Source organism: Vibrio sp. (assembly GCF_038138445.1).
In the GTDB taxonomy this organism is placed as follows: Bacteria; Pseudomonadota; Gammaproteobacteria; order Enterobacterales; family Vibrionaceae; genus Vibrio.
This window is the reverse complement of record NZ_JAYQDQ010000009.1, coordinates 16,394-33,177: the sequence shown is the minus strand read 5'-3', so window position 1 is coordinate 33,177 and position 16,784 is coordinate 16,394. Positions and strand designations below refer to the sequence as shown.

15 protein-coding genes and 2 tRNA genes (1 of these 17 cut by a window edge) are annotated in these 16,784 nt (G+C 42.9%); 14 read left to right on the top strand and 3 right to left on the bottom strand.

Features of this window, described 5'->3' with window-relative positions; translation table 11 throughout:
• Positions 1-5: 5 nt before the first annotated feature.
• The 11 genes from holA to AAFM34_RS04605 all read left to right on the top strand — a co-directional run bounded on the left by holA (position 6) and on the right by AAFM34_RS04605 (position 9,643).
• Entirely contained in the window at positions 6-1,019 is a 1,014-nt protein-coding gene (holA, locus tag AAFM34_RS04655; RefSeq protein ID WP_341660464.1) for a DNA polymerase III subunit delta, read from the top strand.
• Positions 1,020-1,072: 53 nt separating this feature from the next.
• Positions 1,073-1,390 (top strand): ribosome silencing factor, encoded by a 318-nt coding sequence (rsfS, locus tag AAFM34_RS04650; protein WP_341660462.1) that lies wholly within the window; start codon positions 1,073-1,075, stop codon positions 1,388-1,390.
• A 2-nt stretch (positions 1,391-1,392) separates the two neighbouring features.
• Positions 1,393-1,863: a 23S rRNA (pseudouridine(1915)-N(3))-methyltransferase RlmH gene (gene rlmH, locus AAFM34_RS04645; protein WP_239173854.1), complete on the top strand. Its 471-nt coding sequence runs from the start codon at positions 1,393-1,395 to the stop codon at positions 1,861-1,863.
• Between the two features lie 7 nt (positions 1,864-1,870).
• The gene (gene mrdA, locus AAFM34_RS04640) at positions 1,871-3,754 is read left to right on the top strand and encodes a penicillin-binding protein 2 (protein WP_341660458.1); all 1,884 of its coding nucleotides are present in this window, start codon (positions 1,871-1,873) and stop codon (positions 3,752-3,754) included.
• A gap of 2 nt (positions 3,755-3,756) precedes the next feature.
• Positions 3,757-4,878, top strand: a complete 1,122-nt coding sequence (rodA, locus tag AAFM34_RS04635; protein ID WP_341660456.1) for a rod shape-determining protein RodA — start codon at positions 3,757-3,759, stop codon at positions 4,876-4,878.
• The gene (locus AAFM34_RS04630; RefSeq protein WP_341660454.1) at positions 4,879-5,664 is read left to right on the top strand and encodes a septal ring lytic transglycosylase RlpA family protein; all 786 of its coding nucleotides are present in this window, start codon (positions 4,879-4,881) and stop codon (positions 5,662-5,664) included. It begins immediately after the preceding gene.
• Positions 5,665-5,753: 89 nt separating this feature from the next.
• The gene (locus tag AAFM34_RS04625) at positions 5,754-6,932 is read left to right on the top strand and encodes a serine hydrolase (RefSeq protein ID WP_341660452.1); all 1,179 of its coding nucleotides are present in this window, start codon (positions 5,754-5,756) and stop codon (positions 6,930-6,932) included.
• A gap of 129 nt (positions 6,933-7,061) precedes the next feature.
• Entirely contained in the window at positions 7,062-7,340 is a 279-nt protein-coding gene (gene ybeD / locus AAFM34_RS04620; protein WP_114786547.1) for a DUF493 family protein YbeD, read from the top strand.
• Positions 7,341-7,520: 180 nt separating this feature from the next.
• On the top strand, positions 7,521-8,174 hold the full coding sequence (gene lipB / locus AAFM34_RS04615; protein ID WP_341660449.1) for a lipoyl(octanoyl) transferase LipB: 654 nt from the start codon (positions 7,521-7,523) through the stop codon (positions 8,172-8,174).
• 22 nt (positions 8,175-8,196) lie between these two features.
• On the top strand, positions 8,197-9,162 hold the full coding sequence (gene lipA / locus AAFM34_RS04610; protein WP_341660447.1) for a lipoyl synthase: 966 nt from the start codon (positions 8,197-8,199) through the stop codon (positions 9,160-9,162).
• A gap of 154 nt (positions 9,163-9,316) precedes the next feature.
• Complete coding sequence (locus AAFM34_RS04605; RefSeq protein WP_341660444.1) at positions 9,317-9,643, top strand: hypothetical protein; 327 nt, start codon at positions 9,317-9,319, stop codon at positions 9,641-9,643.
• Between the two features lie 64 nt (positions 9,644-9,707).
• Here the strand turns inward: AAFM34_RS04605 and glyA are convergent, their stop codons facing one another.
• On the bottom strand, positions 9,708-10,958 hold the full coding sequence (gene glyA / locus AAFM34_RS04600; RefSeq protein ID WP_341660442.1) for a serine hydroxymethyltransferase: 1,251 nt from the start codon (positions 10,956-10,958) through the stop codon (positions 9,708-9,710).
• Positions 10,959-11,310: 352 nt separating this feature from the next.
• Here glyA and AAFM34_RS04595 point away from each other — a divergent pair, with 352 nt between their 5' ends.
• On the top strand, positions 11,311-11,910 hold the full coding sequence (locus AAFM34_RS04595; protein WP_341660440.1) for a YitT family protein: 600 nt from the start codon (positions 11,311-11,313) through the stop codon (positions 11,908-11,910).
• Between the two features lie 47 nt (positions 11,911-11,957).
• Here the strand turns inward: AAFM34_RS04595 and vexH are convergent, their stop codons facing one another.
• Positions 11,958-15,068 (bottom strand): vibriobactin export RND transporter permease subunit VexH, encoded by a 3,111-nt coding sequence (vexH, locus tag AAFM34_RS04590; protein WP_341660438.1) that lies wholly within the window; start codon positions 15,066-15,068, stop codon positions 11,958-11,960.
• Positions 15,068-16,132 carry an efflux RND transporter periplasmic adaptor subunit gene (locus AAFM34_RS04585; protein ID WP_341660436.1) on the bottom strand — a complete coding sequence of 355 codons (1,065 nt, stop codon included), beginning with the start codon at positions 16,130-16,132 and terminating at the stop codon, positions 15,068-15,070. The genes vexH and AAFM34_RS04585 overlap by 1 nt, the downstream gene beginning before the upstream one ends.
• A 463-nt stretch (positions 16,133-16,595) precedes the next feature.
• Here AAFM34_RS04585 and AAFM34_RS04580 point away from each other — a divergent pair.
• Both AAFM34_RS04580 and AAFM34_RS04575 read left to right on the top strand, forming a co-directional pair.
• Positions 16,596-16,680 (top strand) — tRNA-Tyr (locus AAFM34_RS04580).
• Positions 16,681-16,734: 54 nt separating this feature from the next.
• Positions 16,735-16,784, top strand: a tRNA-Tyr gene (locus AAFM34_RS04575) (it continues 135 nt past the right edge of the window).

Here is a 16,784-nt window from a genome sequence, read left to right as displayed (position 1 = left end):
ACATTATGCGTCTTTTCGCTGAGAGGCTTACCGAACAACTGAGCAAACAACTTCACTCCGTTTATTTACTGTTTGGTAATGAGCCTCTGCTGTTACAAGAGTCACGCCAATCAATTCAGTCAGTAGCCCATAAACAGGGGTTTGAAGAACGCCACCGATTTGCTCTTGATACGAGTTTTGATTGGGAATTGCTCTATCAGTGCTGTCAAAGCATGAGTTTATTCTCGTCACGCCAGTTGATTGAACTAGAGTTACCTGAAACTGGCGTAAACACTAGCATTTCCAATGGACTATTAGATCTTATGGATATGCTACACAATGATATCGTTTTGGTCCTCATCGGTAGTAAACTGACCAAGGCACAAGAAAATGCCAAGTGGTTCAAAGCACTATCTGCTCAAGGGTGCTGGGTAAATTGCCTTTCTCCTGATATCAGCAGACTGCCGCAGTTTGTACAGGCTCGCTGCAGGCAAATGAAACTACAGCCGGATGCAGAAGCGGTTCAGCTGTTAGCTCAGTGGCATGAAGGTAATTTGTTTGCTTTAGTACAAAGCCTAGAAAAACTCGCTCTTATCTACCCCGATGGACAATTAAACTTAGTGAGACTGGAAGAGTCTCTTAGTCGAAGTAACCACTATAATGCTTTTCATTGGGCTGATGCCTTACTCATGGGCAAGGCTAAGCGTAGTCAACGTATATTGTTCCAATTACAATCAGAAGGCATTGAACCTACAATACTTTTGAGAACCATTCAAAAAGAGATGACTTTGCTGTTGACTATGCAAGGTAAAATGTCATCCCAACCTATGGGGGCAGTATTCGAATCTCATAGAATTTGGCAATCGAAACGTCCTCTATACTCTGGAGCGTTAGGTCGACTGTCAAAAAAGAGAATAATGCGATTAATGCAGTTAATTGCCAAAGCAGAAATAATCTCCAAAACTCAATATGAGACTTCCTGCTGGCCATTATTACATCAGTTAAGTGCTGAGATATGCCTACCACAGGTTGAGCTATAAAAAGCGTGATATACTTCCCCGCTTTGATTTAACAATACAACGAGGACAACACCTTGCAACTTGAAGAATTGAATGATTTTCTAGTCGATAAAGTGGACGATATGAAAGCACAACACATACAGACCTTAAATGTCAAAGGGAAGTCCACAATTACTGACTACATGATTGTTTGCACTGGAACTTCAAAGCGCCATGTTAACTCGATAGCTGAACACGTAGCCAAAGAATCAAAGAATGCTGGCCTTGAACCACTTGGCGTTAACGGTGATACCGAAGGAGAATGGGTAGTACTTGATATGGGTAGTACCATAGTCCACGTCATGCAAGAGGAAAAACGTGAGCTTTATCAACTCGAAAAGCTTTGGGGCTAAAGATGAAGCTACAACTGATTGCAGTTGGCACTAAAATGCCCAAGTGGGTTGAAGATGGCTTTCTTGAGTACAAACGTCGTTTTCCTCACGATATGCCGTTAGAGCTAGTAGAAATTCCTGCTGGAAAACGTGGAAAAAACGCTGATATTGCAAGAATTTTGCAAAAAGAAGGTGAAGCTATGCTAGCTTCAGTGCCTAAAGGTAATCGCATTATTACTCTAGATATTCCGGGTAAAAAATGGGATACACCGCAATTAGCTCAACAACTTGAGAGTTGGAAACTGGATGGCAGAGATGTATCGATTCTTATTGGCGGGCCTGAAGGGCTTGCTCCAGCTTGCAAAGCAGCAGCTGACCAAAGTTGGTCACTCTCTGCACTAACACTGCCACATCCATTAGTAAGAATAGTCATGGCAGAAAGCCTATACCGAGCTTGGAGTATTACCGCCAACCACCCATATCATCGAGAATAAGTAGCCAATGTTACGAAAGCGTACCCGGTTTAGAGACTATCAAGCAGAAGCAAAACTATTTAAAAGTCGTGCTATAACCGCTTTCATTGGAATCATAACCATGGTTGGTATCTTAGTTGCCAACCTCTACAACATTCAAATTAACCAATATCAGGATTACAAAACCCGCTCTAATGACAACCGAATCAAAATTGTTCCCATCGCACCCAATCGGGGATTAATTTATGATCGAAATGGTAAATTACTAGCAGAGAATCGCCCTGTTTTCAGCTTGGAAATTATCCCAGAAAAAATTAAAGACATGTCTGGGACAATAGAAGGATTAAGAAAATATCTCGATATTACTCCCGAACAAGTTGAAAGCTTTGAACGAGAGCGACGCCATGCGCGTCGATTTAAGTCTGTACCGATTCTGACACAATTAACCCAAGCTCAAGTTGCCAAGTTTTCTGTCAATCAGCACAAATTCCCCGGTGTCACCGTCAATGCGAACCTAAAGAGACACTACCCTTATGGTGAAGTGCTGACTCATGTCATTGGTTACGTGTCACGAATCAACGACAAAGACATGAAAAGGCTAACTCGGGAAGGTAAAGAGGGCAATTACCAAGCCACAAGAGACATAGGTAAACTCGGTATAGAGCGATACTACGAAGATTTATTACACGGAACGGCTGGGTACCAAGAAGTTGAAGTCAATAGCCGCGGCCGTATTATCCGCACACTCAAATACATTCCCCCCGCTCCAGGGAAAGATGTTGTTCTTAATTTAGATATAGATCTGCAACTATACATCCACCGATTACTCGCTGAACGTAGAGGTGGAGTTGTAGTACTTGACCCCAATGATAACGGTGTTTTAGCCATGGTCTCTAGCCCTAGCTATGACCCTAATGCCTTTGTCCATGGAATATCTACCAAGGCCTATAACGCTTTACTTAATGACAAAAACCGCCCCCTAGTTAATCGAGCGACCTTAGGCATTTACCCGCCCGCCTCTACCATCAAACCTTTTATGGCTGTGGCAGCTCTTGAAGAAGGCGTAATCACTCCTTATACCACACGTAATGATCCCGGTTATTGGAACATCCCTAATTCTAAAACTAAACCCTTCAGAGATTGGTTACGCTGGGGGCATGGGAAAGTCGATATCGTCAAATCAATCGAAGAATCTGTAGATACCTTTTTTTATCAAATCGCTTACGATATGGGAATTGACCGCATCTCAAACTGGATGATGATGTTTGGTTTTGGAGAGAAAACAGGTATAGATATCTACGAAGAGAGCAAAGCCAATATGCCAACCAAGGAGTGGAAGTTAGCACGACACCGCGTACCTTGGTATCAAGGAGACACCATACCTGTGGGTATAGGGCAAGGCTATTGGACTGCGACTCCAATGCAAATAGCCAAAGCAACCTCAGTATTGATTAATCGAGGCAAGGTCATTCCTCCTCATCTGCTAAGAGGTACTGTAGATAACGGCCAACCATTTGAAGATCAAATACTGACTGAGGTAGAAACTTACCCGCCAATTACAGGTGTTAAAAACCGTTTTTGGGATCTAGCGATTGAAGGTATGCGCCTAGTTAATCATGGTAAAAAAGGCACAGCCCGTCGAGCATTTTATAAGACACCTTATGTCAGCGGTGGAAAATCAGGGACAGCTCAAGTATTTGGCCTAGGTGAAGATGAAGAATATAATGCCGACGAAATCGCTGAACATTTACGTGACCACGCTCTGTTTACTGGTTTTGCGCCCATCAGCTCGCCAGAGTTGGTTGTTACCGTAGTATTAGAAAATGCTGGAGGAGGCTCATCACAAGGTGGCCCTCTAGTAAGAAAAGTCTTTGATAAAGTGTTAGTCAAAGAAAAAGAAGAGGCAAAATAATCATGGATTTTGATCCATCCACAGGCCAAAATCGAGCTCTATTTGAGCGCTTTCATATCGATCTCCCTCTTTTACTAGGAATTTTAGTATTAATGGGCTTTGGTCTTGTCGTCATGTACAGCGCAAGTGGTCAGAACCTTGGTATGATGGACCGACAAGCTATGCGTATGGCTCTATCATTAGGCATTATGGTTTTGCTTGCTCAAATACCGCCTCGTACCTATGAGACTCTTGCACCGCTCATGTTTACAGTCGGTGTTCTACTGCTACTTGGGGTACTGTTTTTTGGCGAAGCTTCTAAGGGTGCTCAGCGCTGGCTAAATCTTGGTTTCGTGCGATTCCAGCCCTCTGAGCTTTTAAAACTCGCCGTTCCTCTCATGGTGGCACGATTTATTGGTAAGCGATCACTCCCACCAAGCTTTCAAACCTTAGTACTGTCGCTAGTAATGGTCTGTGTGCCAACCATTCTTATTGCTAAACAACCAGATTTGGGGACTTCAATACTTATCGCGGCTTCTGGTATATTCGTTATCTTTCTAGCAGGCATCAGTTGGAAAATTATCTTCGCTGCGGTTTGTAGCCTTGGGGCCTTTTTGCCTGTCCTGTGGTTTTTTCTGATGAGGGAATATCAAAAAGTCAGGGTTCGAACGCTCTTTAATCCTGAATCGGATCCTCTTGGGGCCGGATATCACATCATTCAAAGTAAAATTGCAATAGGCTCTGGAGGGATATCAGGAAAAGGCTGGCTACAAGGTACCCAGTCTCAATTAGAGTTTCTACCAGAACGACATACTGACTTCATTTTTGCTGTTATTGCCGAAGAATGGGGATTAATCGGTATTTTGATCTTACTTAGCTTGTATTTGTTTGTTATTGGTCGAGGGCTTATTTTGGCCAGTAAAGCGCAAACAGCTTTTGGCCGAATGATGGCCGGAAGCATAGTTTTAAGTTTCTTTGTTTATGTTTTTGTTAATATAGGTATGGTTAGTGGTATCCTACCTGTAGTCGGAGTGCCATTACCTCTGATTAGTTACGGTGGTACATCCATGGTTACCCTGATGGCAGGCTTTGGCATATTAATGTCGATACACACTCATAGGAAAGCATTCTCTAAGGCAACATAAATGAATTTTCAAAATTTCCTGACCGGTATACTTTGCGCCATTACCGTTTTTTTGGCTGGTTGCTCTTCTTCTCCGTCAAAGCGTTATTCAATAGAGGATGATCTTGCGCCAAACTCACCCATTTCGGTTGACCGTATTGAAGATGCACACCCTCAATACGAACCTTATAGTGTGGGTGGGAATCGTGACTACAGCCTAAGAGGTAAACACTACTCCATTATTAAAGAGCCTCAAGGCTTTACTCAAGAAGGTATTGCTTCATGGTATGGCAAAAAGTTTCACGGTCATCTCACCTCTAATGGCGAGATCTATGATATGTACTCAATGTCAGCGGCTCATAAAACATTACCCATCCCAAGCTATGTTAAAGTCACCAATAAAGACAATGGAAAAACAGCCATAGTGAGAGTCAACGATAGAGGGCCTTTTCATCCTGGACGTGTTATCGACCTAAGCTATGCGGCTGCAACTAAGCTCGATGTGATACGCACTGGAACCGCTAATGTTAAGCTGGAAGTTATTTCAGTAGAAAAGCCCACGGCTCAACATAAGCAAAAAGCAATCCCTAAATTCGTCGTTCAAGTCGCTTCGTCACAACACGAAGATAGAGTGCGAACTTTAGCCAAAGATTTGAGTCAAAACCTTTCAGTAAAGAGTTACGTAAATTCAGACAACAATATCCATCGTGTCTTTTTAGGTCCATTTGATGACTATATGCTGACGCAAAAAGCGTTAGAGCAAGTTAAACTCATGGGCTATTCGAGTGCCTTTATAAAACCCTTGTAGTCCTCAAACCAGTGTGAGGCATGTCTTACACTGGCTTGAGAGATTGTTTCTGTTAAGATATGGACAGTTAATTAAAACCTGTAGTCAATATGAAAAAAACAACGCTAATCAAATCCGTTTTTGCTTCTTCTATTGCGCTTTCTGCAACCTTCGCATCATCTTCTTTCGCCGCACCTATCGTCGTACCTGATGCGCCTCAAATTGCTGCTAAAGGCTATGTTCTGATGGATTACCATTCAGGTAAAATACTTGCAGAACATGAGATGAATACAAAATTATCGCCCGCAAGCTTAACCAAAATGATGACGAGTTATGTCATTGGTCAAGAGTTGGAGCGAGGAAACATCTCCCCCGATGACGATGTCACCATAAGCAAAAATGCTTGGGCAAAAAACTTCCCTGACTCATCAAAAATGTTCATTGAAGTCGGCACTACAGTGAAAGTGAAAGACTTAAACCGTGGCATTATTGTTCAATCTGGTAACGATGCATGCGTGGCCATGGCTGAGCACATTGCGGGCTCAGAAGATGCCTTTGTTGATTTAATGAATGCATGGGCAGACAGCTTAGGGATGAAGGATACCCATTTCGCCAACGTACATGGACTCGATAACCCAAACCTATATTCTACGCCGTATGACATGGCACTACTAGGTCAAGCTTTGATTCGTGATGTTCCGGACGAATACCGTATTTATTCGGAGAAAAAGTACACCTATAACGGCATCACCCAATACAACCGCAACGGTTTATTGTGGGATAAAAGCATGAATGTTGATGGTATTAAAACTGGCCACACAAGCAATGCTGGATACAGTTTAGTGAGTTCAGCCACCGAAGGGCAAATGCGTTTGGTCGCTGTAGTCATGGGAACTAAAAACGCCAATGCACGTAAATCTGAAAGCAAAAAGCTGCTAAGCTACGGCTTCCGCTTCTTTGAGACGGTTGCACCGCACAAGGCAGGCGAAACCTTTGTCGAAGAAAAGATCTGGATGGGTGATAAAGACACAGTAGCGCTTGGCCTTGATCAAGACACCTATGTTACCCTTCCTCGAGGCCAAGCCAAAAACCTTCAGGCCAGCTTTGTGTTAGAAAAAGAACTTGAAGCGCCTATTAAAAAAGGCGATGTGGTTGGTAAGCTATACTATCAATTAGAAGGCGAAGATGTCGCTGAGTATCCGCTTCTGGCTCTCGAAGACGTGGAGCAAGGAAGTCTATTCAGTCGTCTTTGGGATTATATCGTCATGTTGTTCAAAAGCATGTTTTAATCTTCCCAGCTTCCATGACTTGAAAGCCGCATAAAGCGGCTTTCATTGTTATTGTGATCTGTTGAGATTTAAGTTGAATAGCAGTACTATTTCGCGCTGGCTAAATGACATCCAATACGGAGTTTCAAAATGTTGACTATCAACTCAGATGCAAAACTGAAAGATCTGCTCGAGTTTCCTTGTTCTTTTACCTACAAGGTGATGGGCTACGCTAAACCTGAGTTACCAGAAAAAGTACTTGAAGTCATACAACGACATGCTCCAGGTGACTATAGCCCGAGTGTCAAGCCAAGTGCCAAAGGGAACTATCACTCTGTTTCTATCACGATTACAGCAACATCGATTGAACAAGTGGAAACTCTCTACAAAGAACTCGGTGAGATTGATATCGTTCGTATGGTTTTGTAAATTTATTTGATTAAATCAAATAAATTTAAGAGCAGCATTGTGGCTGCTTTATTTATATATATCAGTCAGATATAAAACCTCTACTTTTCAGAGGGTTAAAAATATCTTGTTAGCATATAGTTACATGAACCGAACCAGTTTATACTCCGTAAACCTAATTAATTGACGATAGGATTGGGAATGCATAACCAGCTTGTTGTAAAACATTTGGGCCGACAGGACTATGAACCGATTTGGCGAGCCATGCATGACTTTACAGATTCTCGAACAGAGGAAACCTGTGATCAAGTCTGGCTTGTTGAACACAACCCTGTTTTTACTCAAGGTCAAGCAGGTAAAGCCGAGCACTTAATCAATACCGGTGACATTCCTGTCGTACAAAGCGACAGAGGTGGGCAAGTAACCTACCATGGCCCTGGTCAACTGGTCGCTTATTTTCTGATTAACCTTCGTCGTAAAAAACTCGGGGTACGAGATCTCGTTACTACCATTGAGACTCTCGTGATAAAAACACTAAAACATTACAATATAGAGTCGGCAGCACGACCAGATGCACCAGGTGTCTATGTTGATGGTAAAAAGATCTGCTCTTTGGGCCTTAGAATTCGCAAAGGTTGTTCATTTCACGGCTTAGCTCTCAACGTGAATATGGACTTATCACCTTTTTTGCGTATCAATCCCTGCGGCTACGCTGGTATGGAAATGGTTCAAATGAGTCAACTTGGTGGAGCAAAAGATCTTGCCCAAGTTGAGACGACATTAGTCGAAGAACTTGTCACTTTGCTTAACTATGAGCAAGTTGAATTCAGCACAGAAGCCTCTCCTACGCGTTGAGAAGCAAAGAGAAGTATAAAGCATGAGTAAACCAATCCAAATGGAAAAAGGCGTTAAGTATCGCGACGCTGATAAAATGGCACTAATTCCAGTCAAGAATATGCCTACTGAGCAAAAGGAAATTCTGCGCAAACCAGACTGGATGAAAATAAAGCTGCCTGCTGATAGTCAACGCATTCAAGAGATCAAATCAGCGATGCGGAAGAATAATCTTCATTCTGTCTGTGAAGAAGCGTCTTGCCCTAACTTAGCAGAGTGCTTTAATCATGGGACTGCTACTTTTATGATCCTTGGTGCTATTTGTACTCGTCGCTGCCCATTCTGCGATGTCGCACATGGTCGCCCTGTTGCTCCTGAAGCGGATGAGCCTCAAAAACTGGCCCAGACCATCTCAGACATGAAACTCAAATACGTAGTTATTACCTCTGTCGACCGCGATGATCTTCGTGATGGCGGTGCCAAACACTTTGCTGACTGTAATCGTGAGATCCGTGCAAAGAACCCAAATATCAAAATTGAAACCCTAGTGCCTGACTTTAGAGGTCGAATGGATGTCGCACTTGAACTGATGAAAGACAACCCTCCAGATGTCTTCAACCATAACCTAGAGACAGCTCCACGCCTGTATCGTAAAGCACGCCCAGGAGCAAACTATAAATGGTCTCTACAGCTGCTCCAGAAGTTTAAACAGCAGCACCCAGATGTTCCCACTAAATCAGGGCTGATGATGGGGCTTGGCGAAACAAAAGAAGAAATTATCGAAGTGTTGAAAGATCTTCGAGCTCACGGCGTTACTATGCTAACCCTAGGGCAGTATCTAGCACCTAGTCGCCACCACCTCCCTGTAGAGCGCTATGTACCGCCATCCGAGTTCGATGAGTTAAAAGAAATTGCACTGGAACTTGGCTTCACCCACGCAGCTTGTGGACCTTTTGTTCGCTCCTCTTATCATGCCGATTTACAGGCTCAAGGGATAGAAGTTGGCTAAAGCCACAGATTAATAAAATATTAAAAATATCAATAACAAAAGGGCTAATTGAACCAATTAGCCCTTTTTATTGTTCACTTCTTGAATGAGACAGCACTCTTCTATAGGCTTAGCTCTAATAATACTAAAGCTGTTTTTATTCCAAGGGATGATTATGAAAAGACTAGGTTTTATTGCTCTAGCGATCACTGCAGTAACGGCAGGTTGTGCATCAAATACTCAGCAAGATAACTTTCGTGAAGCTTCTTTTGAACTGTGTAATACTGAGGTTGACTTATATTCTGTAAGCGACGACGGCCGTGTACGCATTGTTTGTGCAGACGGCTCTAAGTTTGCTCTAACCAGTGAGGCCACTCTGGAAACCATGCGTGATATTAATATCGATTATTGTCATGGTGAAGGGCTAGGAAAGTTCAGTGAAAGCCGTAAGTACTACTCGTTCAAATGTAAATCAGGCACACTTCTAAGTATTTCCAAGTAAATAGTCATGTAAAAAGGGGGGATACCATGTATCCCCCCTTTTTAGTTTTCAAGTTACTTGAGCATTATGCATACACAGGTAAACGCTGACAAATTTCTAGAACTTTCGCTTTGGTCGCAGAGATAACATCCTGATTATCAATATTATCTAATACATCACACATCCAGTTAGCAAGCTCTTTGGCATCTTCATCTGTAAACCCACGACGTGTGATCGCTGGCGAGCCAACACGGATCCCCGATGTAACAAATGGGCTACGAGGATCATTAGGTACCGAGTTTTTGTTCACCGTAATATTAGCTGAACCTAAAGCGGCATCTGCTTCTTTTCCGGTAATATCTTTATCAATCAAATCAACTAAGAAGAGATGGTTTTCAGTGCCATTTGAGACAATTTTATAACCACGTTCTTGGAACTGGGCAACCATAGCTTTAGCATTTTTAACCACACGCTCTTGGTATGCTTTAAACTCAGGCTCCATCGCCTCTTTAAACGCAACAGCCTTACCTGCAATAACATGCATCAATGGGCCGCCTTGCCCACCCGGAAATACTGCCGAATTCAGCTTCTTGTACATTTCTTCGCCAGCATTGGAAAGAATTAGACCACCACGAGGTCCGGCAAGTGTTTTGTGGGTTGTCGTTGTAACCACATGTGCATGTGGAACTGGCGTTGGATAAACGCCAGCAGCGATTAGGCCTGCTACATGCGCCATATCAACAAATAAGTAGGCACCAACCTTATCAGCAATTTCACGCATACGCGCCCAATCAACAATTTGTGAGTAGGCTGAGAAACCACCAATGATCATTTTCGGTTTATGCTCTAAAGCTAGCGACTCCATTTCGTCATAATTAATTTGACCCGCTTCATCAATACCATAAGGAATGATGTTGTAATGCTTACCAGAAAAGTTAACCGGTGAACCGTGAGTCAAGTGACCGCCGTGCGCCAAGCTCATACCAAGCACAGTGTCACCTGGGTTTAACAATGCCATATAAACCGCACTGTTTGCTTGTGAACCAGAATGAGGCTGAACATTCGCATAAGCACAACCAAACAACTCACACGCACGATCAATAGCCAAAGCTTCCGCTTTATCCATATATTCGCAGCCACCATAATAGCGTTTGCCTGGGTAGCCTTCTGCATACTTGTTGGTAAGTTGAGAGCCTTGAGCTTCCATCACTCGTGGACTGGTGTAGTTCTCTGACGCTATAAGTTCAATGTGCTCTTCTTGGCGACGAGTTTCTTCTTGGATCGCTGCGAACAGTTCCGCATCATAATCTGCGATATTCATATCACGCTTTAGCATCTGTATCTCCTGACTCAGATTTAAACTGAAAAACTAAGAATGACCCTAATAATCTGCGCAACCGACTCACGCAAACGTTTGCATCACGTTAATAGCGCGCATTCTACATAATTTGATCATAGCCATAAAGAGAAAATTATACTTTTTCTTATGAAGACTTTTCATGTAACACAACATAGGGGGTCAGCTAGCATTGCCAAAAAGTTAATAAATAACAGAAGTGTCAAATTTTCTCTGTACAGCCCGTAAAACAATATCTACATAGGTTTACCTGAAATTTGCTACTCAAGCTACCGAAATAATCTCTTTTTCACTATCATGCCGCCCTTAATTACTATTTTGTTTTTATATTATGGATAAACACTCACCAAAAGAAGACTGGATCGCGATCCTCACTGGAACATTTCTTGTCGCACAGGGTATTTTTTTCCTCCAGTCAGGAGAGTTGTTGACTGGTGGTACCACGGGTTTAGCCCTTTTACTCAATCAGTTCATCCCTTTGTCTTTTGGCACGCTTTACTTTATGACTAACTGTCCTTTCTATTTACTAGCATGGCGGCGATTTGGTCCTAGGTTTGCTTTGAGTAGTATCACTTCTGGTGCCTTAGTATCGATATTGTCTGATCACTTGTATCTGGTGATAAGCCTTGAAACCATCAATGACGTATACTGCGCGGTTGCTGGAGGGCTATTAATGGGATTAGGTATGCTCATTTTATTTCGCCATCGTTCAAGCCTTGGCGGGTTCAATGTTCTGTGTTTATTTATCCAAGACAAATACGGTATTTCAGTGGGTAAGTGCCAGCTTGCTATCGATTTCTGTATTCTTATCACTTCATGCTTTTTCGTTTCACCGACAACCATAGGTTTATCCATTGTTGGAGCAGTTTTACTTAATATAGTATTGGCAATGAACCACAAGCCTACCCGCTATTCGGTTAACTATAGCTAATCAAGTCCGAGAGCCCCTTTCCCTTGATGAAAGGGGCTAAGCCAGATTTAATGAGAGCTCCGCGCTTTTACATCATGGCTGAGTTCCTTGTTTAGCTCAGCTTCAACATAACCTGGTGCTCGAGTTGATACCGAGATAAGTCGATACATAGCCGGGATCACAAACAAAGTCACCAAAGTTGCAAACCCCATCCCAAAGAAGATAACGGTTCCGACTGCAACTCGGCTTTCATAACCAGCTCCGTTAGAAAGGATAAGTGGCACTGCACCTGCTAAGGTGGTAAAGGCCGTCATCATAATAGGGCGTAAACGACGAGCAGAGGCATCAACAATCGCTTTTTCAAATGCGAACCCCCTATCACGTAATTGGTTAGCAAATTCAACAATTAAAATACCATTCTTAGTCACCATACCAATCAGCATGATCATTCCTATTTGGCTATAAATGTTGAGTCCTTGGCTCATCACAAGTAAACCCATAAAGCCACCAAACACCCCCATAGGTACAGTAAACATGACAACTAAGGGATTGATAAAACTCTCAAACTGAGCAGCTAAAACAAGATAAGCAACCAGTAAAGCCAAACCAAACACCAATAACACACTGGATTGATTTTCCTTATAGTCTTTGGACTCTCCCGCATAACTTACCGAAATATCACCTGGCAATATTTCAATCGCTTGCTGGTCCAAATAATCCAGCGCATCACCTAAGGTATAACCTTCAGACAGATTGGCGGTTATCGTAATAGATTTTTGCTTGTTGTAATGGGACAAACGAATCGATGACGCTACTTCTTCAATCTGAGTCACGGCATCTAAGGTCACTAATTCACCGGAGTTAGTTCTTAAATAGATTTGGCTAAGATCGGTGGCATTATTGAAGCTGTTTTCATCACCTCGCAAATAGACATCATATTCTTCACCTCGCTCGACAAAGGTCGTCTCACTTTTGCCTCCAAGCATGATTTCAAGTGTGTCAGAAATATCGGCAACACTAATGCCTAACTCTGCAGCGCGCTGTTTATCAACATTCACGACTAATTCTGGCGTTCTTTCCGAGTAATCAATGTCTGCGCCTTCCATCATAGGAGAAGCTTCAGCGATCTGTTCGAGCTTTTCCGCCCAAGTTTTAAGTTCTGCATAATCGGCGCCCCCTAAAACAAACTGGACTGGCTCACTTGAGCCACCACGAAAACCGGGCATAAAGGGGAAGATCCTCACATCAGCAATACCTGTAAGCGCTTTTTTTACCTCGGCCAAAGCCTGTGAGGCTGTAACATCCCGCTCGTTCCAATCATCAAGGATCATGATCACAAACCCCGTCTGATCGCCAGCATTTCCACCAAAAGCAGGTGACTGAATACTGAATGACTTAAGAAAACCCTCCCCCAACATGGGTAGCAAGCGCTCTTCGACGCGTTCCATATTTGCGGACATCCTGTTGTAACTGGTCGCATCAGCTCCTCGAACAAAAGCAAACACCACACCACGGTCTTCAGATGGCGCCAACTGTGAAGGTATCTGCTGCATCAGCCCCCAACTTCCTGCAACACAGGCAATAATGATAACCGGCGCAGCCCATGTCCATTTCAACGCTTTTGACAGGACTTTTCGATAACCCGTTTCAAGACGCGAGAAAAGACATTCAACATACAAGTTAAATCGGCTCGGTTTTACATTGGCTTTCAGCAGGTGGCTACTGAGCACTGGCGTTAGAGTTAAAGCAATCAAAGATGAGAACACGACAGCCATTGCAAGTAACACAGAGAATTCAGTAAAGAGCAAACCGACCATACCATCCATGAAGGAGATAGGCAGAAAGACCATAACCAGAACCAAGGTAGTGGCGACAACAGCAAAACCAACTTCTCGGGTGCCTTTATAAGCAGCCAGTAGTGGTTTTTCTCCTCGCTCAATATGATGAAAAATATTCTCTACCACTACAATGGCATCATCAACGACTAGGCCGATGGATAAAATCAAAGCCATCAAGGTGATGAGATTCACTGAAAAGCCAAAATAATACGCAGCAATAAAGGATGAAATGAGCGCAACCGGAACGGTAACAGCAGGAATCAAAGTCGCCCTCACCTGACCGATAAATATATACAGAACCAGAATAACTAACCCACCGGTAATAAATAAGGTGTTGTAGACTTCTGTGATAGAGCGTTCAATAAAGACCGTCGAGTCATAGTCGATGGCAAGACGCGTCCCTTTGGGTAAAAACTTCTGAACTTTCTCGACTTGTTCATGGACGCGATCTGCCACTTCAAGTGGATTAGCATCAGATTGAGGCACAATTCCCATGCTGACATTAACCACACCATCACTTTTAAACGTTGAACTCTCATTTTCTGCGCCAATAAACACATCAGCGACATCCTTGAGATAAATGGGCGTATTGTCACTGGCTCGTTTAACCACCAAATATTCGAAGTCTTCTGCTTGGCTATAACTGCGAGCCGTTCGCACAGACATAACTATTTGGTCATTTCGCACTTCTCCACCAGGACTCTCAATATTTTCATTATTGAGCGCAGTGGTAATATCCGTTGTCGTTACTCCGCGCCCCGCCATCTCGGCAGGTTTGAGCCTGACATACATCACCTTGTATAACCCGCCCGATACCTCAACCGAGCTGACACCGGATATCAAGCTAAACCTATCAAGCAATACGCGATCAACATAATCGGTCAACTGGGTACGATCCATCTCAGATGAACTTAAATTGATATATAAAGAGGACTCTCCGGAGCCATTGTTCTTAAAAACGATAGGATCATCGGCTTCATCAGGTAACGAGCGCTGTGCCCTAGAAACCGCATCGCGAACATCACTGACACCTGTCGTCAGATCATAACCAAGCTCAAAGGTAATCATAATTCTCGACATGCTATTTCGCGTAGTCGACTCAATTTGATCAATACCACTAATGCCGGATAATTGATCCTCAAGCACAGAAGTGATTTGGCTTTCAATGATGGTGGCAGATGCTCCTTCATATCGAGTACTAATTGAAACAACAGGGCTTTCAATGTCGGGCATTTCACGTACAGCGAGCTTGTTAAAAGAGACAATACCAAACACACATAAAAGCAAACTTAACACCACTGCAGCAACAGGGCGTTTAACAGCAACATCGGATAACCACATTAGAGTTCCCCTTCCTGTGTGGGTTTCTCTTTGGAAGCTACCTCTGTAAGCTCGCTAACCGTCACACCATCGCGCATATTGACAATGCCTTGAACAACGATTTTATCGTCAATCGATACTCCTTGTTCAATCACTACCTGATTACCAATTCGAGCCCCTAAAAAGACTTCTGTGCGATTAGCCTTACCCTTCCCATCAACTATGTAAACAAAACGCTTAGTGCCTGAGTATTCAAGAGACTGCACTGGGATAATTGGCGCTTTAATAGCAGGGAACGCCATAGTGGCCGTCACTAACATTCCTGGCTTAAGTTGCCCATTGGTATTGTCAAAGTGAACTCGTACCCCTAAATTGAGCGTCTCCTGATTAATTCTTGAATCAACGCCGACAACCTGGCCCTTAAACTCTTGTTTACCCCAAGCTGACGTGGTCGCTAATACACTCATACCTTTTGAAATCTGTGATAAATAGCGCTCAGGGACTTGCAGATCAAGTTGCATTACCGATAAATCATCCAGTGATACTAATTCATCTCCTGCGGTGACGAACTTTCCAACACTAAAATCAATAAAGCCTACCGTTCCAGAAAAAGGCGCTTTGATGTGTAAATCACTCAAATCAGCCTTAGCAGCATCTAAACGAGCCCTTGCAATTGTCACACTTGCTTTTTGAGCGTCTATCTCAGTTTGAGTAATCGCATTACTTTTCACCAAACGCTCAAATTCTTTAAGTTTACGTAATTCATCGTCAAGATAAGCGCTAGCTTCGGCGATACTAGCTTTGGCCTTATCATCGTCTAGTTCAATAAGCATCTGGCCTACTTCAACCTGCTGATTCGCTTTTATAGCAATTTTATTGACTCGGCCTGTCACTTCAGGTGAGATGGCAACTGATTGTTTTGCATCGATTTTCCCCACTAAGGTTAATGACTGAGATACCTCATGCGTTTGGACTTGTTCTGTAACAACAGTAATAGCCTGCGTTTGGCCATTTCGAGCAAACGCTGTTAACGCCGTGCTAGAGAGAGAGAAAGAAACGAGACTTAAAATAATTATTTTTTTCATGATTAAGTCCTAATTCAAAAAGCTGCATATAGTCTAATCGCTAAACCACAATAAAAACGTCAAGCAATGTAAAGAAAGGGAAATAAACTGTAAGTTTCGTTTTTAACTTAATCAGTCTACTTTCCTTGATATCTAGGCTAAAAAATCGACTATTTAACCAGTTTGGGCCGTTTTTTACCCTTCAGTATCGTCAAAGTATGTTCAATTCGGGTGGTTGTGGTTACTCTTAGTCATGACCAAAGCCTAGATATAAGAATAAAAAAACCACTAAAAGAATGAAATTTAAGAGAAAATAAACGCATCTTTACTAGATTAATACTCATTCCTTGCCTCTTTGTCCAAAAAGCCAGCATTCAATTCAAAATTACCAGAAAAGGCTTTACAGAGTTAACGAGTTTGCTATGATTCGGTCCTCGCTTGGTTGATGTGTTGGGAAAACATCAACTAAGGATAAAAACACCCTGGAGGGGTTCCCGAGTGGCCAAAGGGATCAGACTGTAAATCTGCTGGCACTGCCTTCGATGGTTCGAATCCGTCCCCCTCCACCATATAACGCTTGATTGCTGTGTTGGGAAAACATCAATTAAGGATAAAAATACCCTGGAGGGGTTCCCGAGTGGCCAAAGGGATCAGACTGTAAATCTGCTGGCAC